Annotated in this window: 6 protein-coding genes; 1 reads left to right on the top strand and 5 read right to left on the bottom strand. The window is 64.1% G+C overall.

Annotation, left to right across the window (positions count from 1 at the left end; all coding sequences use genetic code 11):
• Positions 1-64: 64 nt before the first annotated feature.
• The 3 genes from AB0F51_RS23990 to AB0F51_RS23980 all read right to left on the bottom strand — a co-directional run bounded on the left by AB0F51_RS23990 (position 65) and on the right by AB0F51_RS23980 (position 6,044).
• Complete coding sequence (locus AB0F51_RS23990; protein ID WP_360283450.1) at positions 65-1,957, bottom strand: hypothetical protein; 1,893 nt, start codon at positions 1,955-1,957, stop codon at positions 65-67.
• Positions 1,954-2,565 (bottom strand): SpvB/TcaC N-terminal domain-containing protein, encoded by a 612-nt coding sequence (locus AB0F51_RS23985; RefSeq protein WP_360283448.1) that lies wholly within the window; start codon positions 2,563-2,565, stop codon positions 1,954-1,956. The genes AB0F51_RS23990 and AB0F51_RS23985 overlap by 4 nt, the downstream gene beginning before the upstream one ends.
• 410 nt (positions 2,566-2,975) lie before the next feature.
• Positions 2,976-6,044, bottom strand: coding sequence for an AAA family ATPase (locus AB0F51_RS23980; RefSeq protein ID WP_360283446.1), 3,069 nt, complete (start codon positions 6,042-6,044; stop codon positions 2,976-2,978).
• A gap of 233 nt (positions 6,045-6,277) precedes the next feature.
• On the opposite strand from AB0F51_RS23980, the gene AB0F51_RS23975 reads away from it, so the two are divergent.
• Positions 6,278-8,161, top strand: a complete 1,884-nt coding sequence (locus tag AB0F51_RS23975) for a methyltransferase (protein ID WP_360283444.1) — start codon at positions 6,278-6,280, stop codon at positions 8,159-8,161.
• Here AB0F51_RS23975 and AB0F51_RS23970 read toward each other — a convergent pair.
• Together AB0F51_RS23970 and AB0F51_RS23965 are read right to left on the bottom strand one after the other, a co-directional pair.
• Positions 8,148-8,528, bottom strand: coding sequence for a hypothetical protein (locus AB0F51_RS23970; RefSeq protein ID WP_360283442.1), 381 nt, complete (start codon positions 8,526-8,528; stop codon positions 8,148-8,150). The genes AB0F51_RS23975 and AB0F51_RS23970 overlap by 14 nt on opposite strands.
• Before the next feature lie 365 nt (positions 8,529-8,893).
• Positions 8,894-9,208: an RICIN domain-containing protein gene (locus tag AB0F51_RS23965; protein WP_360283487.1), complete on the bottom strand. Its 315-nt coding sequence runs from the start codon at positions 9,206-9,208 to the stop codon at positions 8,894-8,896.
• Between the last annotated feature and the right edge of the window lie 155 nt (positions 9,209-9,363).

Here is a 9,363-nt window from a genome sequence, read left to right as displayed (position 1 = left end):
AAGACCGACGAGGAACGGGTCCTGCTGGTCAGCCCAGAACTCGCCAGCGTCCTGGCCAGCATCATCACCCGGCTGCGCACACGCAACGGAGGCGCTTCAGGACATCCGCCGTCGGCCTTCCCTGCTGCCGTGGGCACTGCCCCAGCTCGTACACGGTACCGTCCGTCAACGGGGCGTACTTGAAGGTGACAGTTGGCGGGAGATCCTCCAGCGAGCCCTTCGGAGCCTGATTTCCCTCGTAGATCCGGTGCAGCATGTCGGGCCGGTTCCCGGCCGACGAAATGTCGCCCAGGTGGCGAAAGACGCGCAGATCGACAGGTCCGGACGCCCCCGGCTCCGGACGATCGACCAGCAGTACGTCCTCCTGGCCGTCACCGTCGGCGTCGACCACCCTCGTGCCCTGCTTCTTCAGACTCGTCAGGCTCTGTGGCTTGAAGTTGATCGTGGTCGTCTTCTTCGTGAATGTCATGGAGCCATCGGTGCCGACTCCCGCGGCGACGACATCGAGGCCGTCGAACAGTGGCTCGGAGGTACTGGGCGCCGCGCTCAGTCGTGGAATCAGCAGTTCCTGCCGGCCGTCGCCGTCGCCGTCGCCGTCGACCAGCTCGGCACCTGCGAAGCCGCCCGAGGCAATGTTCATCGGGGCGTCGAGCGTGAAGGTCCCATTGCCCCGGTTGAGCTTGTAGTACAGGGAGGGCTTCTTGACGCCGTACTGACCGTCTGCCACCAGGTCAAGCAGGCCGTCACCGTTCAGATCGACAAATTTCATGTTGAGCTTGAACGGCTCGTCGCCCGGTCCTCCTGCGGCGTTCCAGATACCCGTTGCGAGATCGTGCCAACCGAGCGGGGTGACGACCTCGTCGCGACCATCACCGTCGAGGTCCACCACCAGGACATCCTTGGGCTTGTCCCCCAGACTCACCGGCATCTGCGGTCCGAACGCCTTGTCGTCGTAGGGGTTCGCCGAGTCGATCAACGGGTTGACCGTGCCGCTGCGCCGTCGCCATGCCCACTTGTAGTTGGTCCCGTCAGGACCCAGCCTGTACTCGAGCACATCCTGGTAGCCGTCGCCGTCGAAGTCGCCGGTCATCGCACCAGCGCCGTTGAGAACCTGGTTGAACGCGCTGGCGGAGTTGGTCTTCACCCGCTTGACCGGACCGTCGGCAAGCGTCAGCACCGGTCGCCACAAGACGTTCTGAACCTCTCTCGGCAGCAGGTCGACGCCACCGTTCAGGTCGTAGTCGATGGGATACGCGGTCGCCGTCACGCCGTACCCGTTGACATCGGCGTCCACCGCCTTCTTGAACATGACCGATGAGGAGCCGGGCTCCTCCGCGAACACGTACTTCCACCGATCGGCCTCCGGCCAGGCGAGGTCGGTCCGTCCGTCACCGTTCAGGTCCGCCGTGATCACCTGGCTGTCTCGCGACGACGGAACCACAGATCCGGTCAACGGTACCTGGGTCGCACCAGCCGCGAACCCCTCACCGCCGTTGGTCCACTTGAAGACCGTCGGGCGTTTGCAGCCCTGGTCATCCATCCCGCATTCCTTGAGCCCGGCGAGCCGGCTCCGATTCGTCGCGCCTGTGTTCTCGTAGCTCAACGTATAGCTCCGGGCCTGCTGCCAACTCCCCGTAGCGCCGACGAAGGTTTTGGCCAGCACTGTCTTCAGCCTCCGCAAGCTTTCCCGCTCCTGACCGTAGGCGAAGCCGAATCGCTTGTCCGGACGGCCTTCGTAGTCGAACTCGACCCGCCGGTCGATCTTGCCCGCGCCGCCGTACTCGATCCAATGAACCCATCGCTCGATCTCGACCTCTGACAGAGCCGGATGCGTCCGCTTGCCGTACTTGCAGACGATCGAGTTCTTGGACGGGTCTTCGGCCCGCTCAATGGCCCAGGTGACATTCGCCAGCAGACCGCCTGCCACGACATCGGCCTTGGCTGTTGTGCCGTTCAACCCGTAGTGCTGACGGTGCCGTCCGGCTTCTCGACCGTGAAATGCGTCGGCCCCAGGACCCATGCCGGCGTACCGGCCGTTCGGTACGACTTCACTCGGACATGCGTGTCCCGCTTCGTCCGGTACTCCGTGCTATCGGCCCCATAGACGCCGCCGTTGACCGCAATCAGCTTCTGGCCGTCCAAACAGAACCTGTCGCCAGCGTTCAAGCCCACCCCCGCCGAAACGCCGTCCTCGGCCAAAGTCTTCGCACACCGGCTGATCTGCGATAGTCCGGTGAGTCCGAACCCCACCCCGACCGGCCCGTCCGACGTATCGCTGCTGTAGCTCAACGCCAACTGCGGCTCGAAGCCACCACGCCCCGGAACGATCTTCAACGGAACCGTGTAGCGGGCCGAGCCGCCGTCTCCTACGGAGGCATTTCCGGACGTCCCGCCGAACGCAGGACCACTTACCGGCACCACGGCCTCGCCAGCCGAGGCGTTGGCAGTTGAAGCGGCCAACGGGATGGCCTGAACGACACCGGCGCTGACGACTACGGCCATCGCGGCCGCCAGCGATGCCCGGGACATACTCCGCCACCACGAGGCGACCACAAGAGCGCGCATAGAACTCCCTCTCCAGACAACCAGCACGGGATGAGTCGCCAGGCTTTACGTCGAGACCAACCGGTCCGGATCACGCAGACGACTCAGTCAATCGACCGACTGCCATAGCGCGGCTATCGGGGTGAACCGATGAACGGAACTCGGCGTATTGCTAGACGCGAACGGTTCAGACGGTCACGGTTTACTCTCCCCCACCCGGCCGTTGAAGTTCGCCGCCGTGTCGGCCGCAGCACTGGCCCCCCGTGCGGCCGACACGGCATCTACCGGCGCGTGGTCTGCAAATACAAAGAGTTGACGAGGTCCGGTTGCTACCGCCCGAGCAATGCGGCGCGGCCTCGTGGCCACGAGCGCCAACTGCAGACTCCCCCGGAGAGCGGCAACACCTGTCCGCAGGCGACAGTCACAGCTGGTCACTGACTCAGGTGGCCGGCTACCTCAGGGTCGTGTGTTCCGTGAAGCTTCATCACCACGGCGGCACGTGATCGGACACCGAGCTTCGAGAGTATCGATGTCATATGCCGCTCGATCGTCTTCTCGCTCAAAAACATGGCCGCGGCAATTTCCTTGTTCGTCAGGCCATGGGCCACCAGTTCCGCCACCTCACGCTCGCGGCAGCTGAGCAGTTCCTCGCTACCACCGGCTTGCCTCCCGCTCTCGACGACCGCGGTCCAGACACCCAGCCGTCGGAGCTCGGACGAAACTTCCTCCTGACCGCTTCTTGCGCCGCAGCTGGTGAAAATACGCATGGCCTCACGCAGTTCGACTATCGCCTCATTGCTGCGCGTGCTCGCGAGGGCCCTGCCGAGCACGACATGCGCGCGCGCCAACTCCAGTGGATCAGTAGCCGCGTCGAAACCTTGAACGGCTGTCCGAGCACTCTCGATGGCGACGCCGCAACGCCCAAACCCCAGCCATACCTGACTTTCCGCGAGAGCGGCGAATGCCCGGGCGCGATCTTGTGAGGCAGTAGAGGCCGCGCTGGTTGCACGGTCCGCCCATGTCCGCGCAGACGAAAAGTCGCCGCGCACAAGTTCCGCACGTGTCAGCAGTTCGTACCAGGCTACCCGAGTGCTCGGCGTGGCTCGAACGAGATCAGGTCCTCCGCCCGCGGCCAGAACACGGGCGACACACAGAGTGGGATCCCCCAGCACGAGACTGACCTCCCCGAGCATCCCGCTGGCGAGAATCGATGTCGGCGTCTGGTCGAAGTTCAAAAGTTCGTCGGCGGTTTTCGCGAGGCTGCGCGCTTCGGCAAGTTCTCGCCGCCACACTGATACCCGGGAAAGACCTGCCAGCGCGGACAACAGCAGCGACTCGCTACAACACCCCTCGGCCACCTCGCGTACCTCGGTGAAGCACAATCGCGCGGCCGACAGGATCCCGGACTTCAGCAGCACCGAACCCTCAACAACAAGCAGCTCCGCGAGCAGTCCTAGTTGCCCTGACTGTCGGGCGGTAGTGACCGCCCTGCGCAGGCGGTGCAGAGCATCGGCATAGCGAGATCCCAGCATGTCTACCCGAACGATCCACAGAACCGTTCGGAGATTGGCCGCCAGCTCCGTCTCGCTCCAGGCATCGACGACACGCCCTGCAACATCCGCGTCGACCAGCCCTTGTTCAACTTCGCCGTCCGAGGCAGCCGCGAGAGCCTTCAACGCCAGGACGCCGGCACGCCATGCCGCTTCGTCGTGTCCGTCCTTGCGCACCTCGACCAGCAGCTCGAGGACTGATCGTCCGGCACCGACCTCTCCCCTGTCGATTCGGTCTGCCGCCAGCTCCAACCACAACCAGCGCGCAGGTCCAGGAGTACTTGGGAGGAACCAAGCTGTCTCCTGCTCGATAATCGCAGTGGCTTGCTGGTCACGCTTGATGTACCGGGCCGCCTTGGCGAGACCGGTAATGGCTTTGATACGAGTGGCCGAGCTACGTGACTGAACATCCTCCAGAACCTTGGCGAACATCTGCCAACTACGGCTGAAATCTCCCGCAGCCAGTAAGGCTTCCGCCTCGGCGACAGCCAGTCGCGCTAACCGTCTTCCTCGCTGCTGTTCATCCGAAAGGAGCCTCGCTGCGGCGCGATACCAACGAACTGCGCTTCTAGGGTCTTGCCACCGTGCGGTGGAGGCCGCTCTGAGCAATACCGCGATGGCTTCGACGTCGCCGTTGCCAGCGTAGTTCTCCACATGTTCAGCCCGCGCTGCCGCGGTTGCACCCGCACAACGCAAGACCTCGGCCGACATGGCATGCGCCGTCCTACGCCACCCCGGTCCTGCACTGGCGTAGATAGCCTCCCTGACCAGGGCATGGCGGAAGGACAGCAGCCCTCCAGTCTTCGAGGCACGAATGAGGTCCCGTCGCGCGAGCTCGTCAAGGCTCTCGGATACTTCCCCGGGCTTCAAGCTGACGATGCGCGGTAAGTAGCCAGGATCGAACTCCGCCCCGAGTACTGCGGCAGCTCGAGCGACTGTACGAACTGCCGGCGTTACCGTCTCCAGCTCCGCTGCGAACCTCAGCAGCTCGTTGCTGTCCTCGAAGCTCGATCGGTGGGCGAGAGCCTCGAGGTACTGCGGATTACCCCCGCTCTGGGTCTGCAACGACCGAACGTCTCCAACAGCGAAGTCGGGACCGAGAAATCGCCGTGAGTCGCGCTCGGACAGCGCCTCGAGTTGGAGCTGGCGAACCACAGCGATCCGTGAAAGTTCCGCGATTTCTGTGACGAATCGTTGGGACGACTGCCGCGGTCGATAAGCCAGGCAGATCACGGCTCGACGAGGAAGCGAGGCGCGAGCCAGTTGAAGCAGAAGAGTCGTGGTGTCGTCGTCTGCCCAGTGCACGTCGTCCAGGATCAACACGAAGCCACGGTCCCGCGACGAGCGTTCAAGCAGACGCCGGGCGACCGCGTGAACTCGCGATCTGTCGCCCGCGGATGTCTGAACATCGCTGATTGCTAATCGCAGCGCGGCAACTCCCGCCGCCGGCGAACCGTCGCCATGCATGAATGCGGCCGTCCTACGGCACCTCGGAAAGGACGAGTCGAGCGCACCGCTGAGCGTTGAGAAGGAGCTCGCGCCGTCAGTTTCCAGCGCTCGCATAGTGAGGACAGGGACGCCTGCCCGCCCCGCTCGCCGCCGGAACTCGTCCAGCAGCCGAGTCTTGCCCATACCTGGATCGCCAGCCACCGCAATGACCTGCTGTGGCGGCACCGCACGTCCCAGAACGGCCTCCCAGACGGAGAGCTCCGCGGCGCGGCCCACCAACCGCCCACCCGACGGCCACTGTCCGTTGATGGCGTCCTCCCTCGCAAGGCGGCGCCCGCTCCGTCCGGCGACGCCACAGGATGCTGTACGAGCGACGTCGGCCCACCGGATCGCGGCACGAACCACCACCTCGCTCACAGCGGAACGAGCGCTCTGGAGGAAGGGGCTCCAGGTGCGGCTGACGAACCGGATTCGGTTCCGCCTTCGTACTGCCTTCCACATGCCACTGCGCGTTGATGCAGAGGAGCCAAGGCCTTGCAAAGGTCGACACGAACACGTTCAGGCGAGCGGCGCCGCGGCCATGCGTTGCACAACGGCGCTGGCGAAGGCCCGTACTGGCCCAGCCCGTGCCGCGACAGGGAGCGAGAATCTAGACGGGTGCTGGGTCCCCGAAGTGCTGCACTCCCGCTTGATGATCCAGCGGCGGCGGAGTCCTCAGACAAGACGAGACGCGCATGATCGACTTCGAGCACGCGCAGACTGACGCTAGCCGGCTGCTGCAGCTCCTGACGGGCGCGTGGACGACAAAGGCCGTGCACGCGATGGCTCAGATCGGGCTGGCTGATCACCTATCCGAGAGGCGTCAGTCGGCCCTACGCCTAGCGCAACTCACCGATACCCACCCGGACGCGCTCAATCGGCTGCTGCGCTACCTGACAGGTCTCGGGCTGCTTCATCGCGTGGACGAGAACAGCTATGAACTCACCAGTATGGGCCGCCTGATGCACACCGAGGCCAGCAATTCCATGCGTGCCCTCGCAGATCTCTACGGAGGACCGTTCTACCAGGCTTGGGGTGAGCTGGAGTACTCCCTACGCACTGGCGAAGACGCATTCACCAAGGTCTTCGGTACGTCATGGTTCGACTGCGTCGCCCAACAGCCAGAGCTGCTCGAGACCTTCCAGCTGGCGATGCAAGCCGGATCTGCGGTCTTCAACGCCGTACCGGATGCCTGTTCATTTGCAGATGACGACGTCATCGCCGACATCCTTGGGGGCAACGGCGCCCTTCTCGCAGCGATCCTGAGCACCTACCGCGACGCGCGAGGAGTGCTCCTGGAGGGAGCCAGCGCCTTGCCTGTCGCGCGCCGACACCTTGCGCGACAAGGACTGCTCCACCGGTGTTCATTGCTGGCGGGAGACTGCTTCACCCAAGTCCCAGCTGGGGCTAGCACCTACATCATGTCCCGAGTGTTGCACGACTGGGACGATGCATGGTGCGTAAAGGCGCTGCGGGCTTGCCACGCGGCCATGCCGCCGACAGCCCGTTTGATCATCCTGGAGCGGCTACTGCCAGACGATGATTCGTTCGCTACCGCTCTCGCCTTCGACATGCACATGATGGTGGCCAACCCAGGTGGCCGAGCGCACATTGGCGCAGTACACAGGGCTCACAGCAACTGCCGGCTTCGCCACCGAGTCCGTCGCCGCACTCCAACTGGAGTTCTTCGCCGTGACGATACGGCCCAGCCTGAGCGAAGGAGACCGAATATGACCTCCACCTATCTTCTCGGGTCCAGCCAGAAGGAACACGCTCGACTTCTCCTGCAGTCCGACCTCCATCGAGATGCAGCAGAGAGACTCTTTGCTGCGATCGGTGTGACAGATGGCTGGAGCACCACCGACATCGGCTGCGGGCCCCTTGGTTGTCTGGACACCCTCGACGCCCTCGTGGCCCCGCACGGCACCGCTCTCGGAATCGACCAGGACCATCGGATGGTCGGTTGGGCGCGCCAATCCATCGGTGCCAGACACTTGACCCGAACGTCCGCCGTGTACGGCCGCGGGGACCAGACAAACCAGCCAACCGGCACATTCGACCTCGTCCACGCAAGGCTCCTGGTGGCCAACCTGCCGGCTCCAGAGGCCGTGGTCAGTCACATGGCGGAACTAGCCAAACCGGGCGGGTGGGTCGCGCTGCAAGACATCGACAGCACTGGTTGGGGCTGCGAACCGGCACACCCGTCATGGCAGCCGCTACATGACGGGTTCGCGGACGTCGAGGGAATCGACATCTACGTCGGCCGTCGGCTGCCCGCCTTGCTCCGAAGTGCTGGCCTGGACAGCATCCGCACCATGGCGCAGTCGTACGTGCGGTCCCCCGGCGATGCGTACCACACTCTGTTGATTCAATTTGCTGAGCAGTTCCGTGACAGGATTCTCGCGCGCGGCCGGCTGACGCCGGACCAGTTCGACCACCACCTCTCCAAGCCCGAAACGCTTGTCTTCCACCCGCTACTGATCCAAGCCTGGGGCCGCAAACCACTCCACGGCAGCGCCGTCGAGCCGCGCATGGACGGCTCCGCGGTCGAGATGCCGCAGCGACCTACCGCTTCTTGAAGACCGGTTTCCCGTTGGGCTTGATGGTCGACCAGTTGAAGCCGAGGCCCTCCCCCTTCACGTCCCCCTTGACCTTGTCCTCGACGAAGCGATACAGCGGCCAGCCGTTGTACGTGACCTGGCTGTGCCCGTCGGAGCGGGTCACCGTGCCGACAAGCTTTTGATCGACGCCGGCCAGCGAGGTGATCTTCGCCCCGTCAATAAGCACGGGCGGCCAGATCTCAAGGCAGTCATTGAGGCAGGTGACCCGCGAGGGCTTATCCCCGTCCTCCTCAAACCGGTAGGCAGTCCGACCGTCCACAGTGAGGATGTCAGCCTTGCCGCCGGCAACAGTGACCAGATCACTCTTGATGGGCAGGAAGGTCACGTTGGACACTCCAAGCGACACCGGACCGGCAGTGGGCGTTGGCACCGGACCAGACGGAGCAGGGGTGGTTGTTGTGCTTGTCGGCCTGCCTTCTGGGAGTCCAACGGGGCTGTTACCGACATCTCCGTCGCTGCACGCAACAAGCGCGGATGTGGCCACGAGCACTCCCAGCAACCCCATCGTCAGTCGGCGATCCCTTGTCATCAATGCCCCTCGCTGTTCATAGGTTCGGCGCCGGGTGACGCACGGCCGGTTCTGCACACAGCAATACGTCGGCCGAGCTGGCCGTGGTTCACCAACAAGCGAGGGCTCCTCGTGCCCGGCAACTGTCAGCCCAGGGAACGAGGAGCCCTTGTCAGTCAGCTCTACGCGGGCTTGATGAAGAACTGCTGCCTCGCGCCCCGGGTGTCCTGACTGGATGGTGCGACGAAGTTCTGCTGCGTCGGGCGGTCACCGGCCACAGGAGTGGCGCCGGTGTCGACGTACAGCTTGCTGTTCACGTTCTGCAGGGTCACAGTTGCCGGTCGGAGACTGTCCTTGTTCTTGATGATCCACCGCTGGCTCGACGACTTGTCAAAAGGCTTGATCGCCAACTTTGCCCCCGCAAGCGTGGAGTCACCGACGACGTCGAGGCAGCTGACAACACCGCCTAGAGCGCCCGAGACGCTCTTGCTGCAGATAGCGTAAGCATCGCCTGCAGCGGTGGGTTCCTACCTTGAACACACCGAACCGCATGGTGTCCGGAACCGCAGTACCGAACTGGACCTTTCCAAGGAAAAGGCGCATTGTGATTCAGTGCTGGTCCGGCCTGGAACTGAACGAGTCCCGCGTTCGA

The organism is Kribbella sp. NPDC023855 (genome assembly GCF_040639475.1).
In the GTDB taxonomy this organism is placed as follows: Bacteria; Actinomycetota; Actinomycetes; order Propionibacteriales; family Kribbellaceae; genus Kribbella.
This window is presented reverse-complemented; position numbering and strand designations above follow the sequence as displayed.

Excerpts from the sequence above, each read along its gene's own strand:
- AB0F51_RS23985 (WP_360283448.1), bottom strand. The coding sequence starts at position 2,565 with ATGCGCGCTCTTGTGGTCGCCTCGTGGTGGCGGAGTATGTCCCGGGCA.
- AB0F51_RS23980 (WP_360283446.1), bottom strand. The coding sequence starts at position 6,044 with ATGTGGAAGGCAGTACGAAGGCGGAACCGAATCCGGTTCGTCAGCCGC.
- AB0F51_RS23975 (WP_360283444.1), top strand. The coding sequence starts at position 6,278 with ATGATCGACTTCGAGCACGCGCAGACTGACGCTAGCCGGCTGCTGCAG.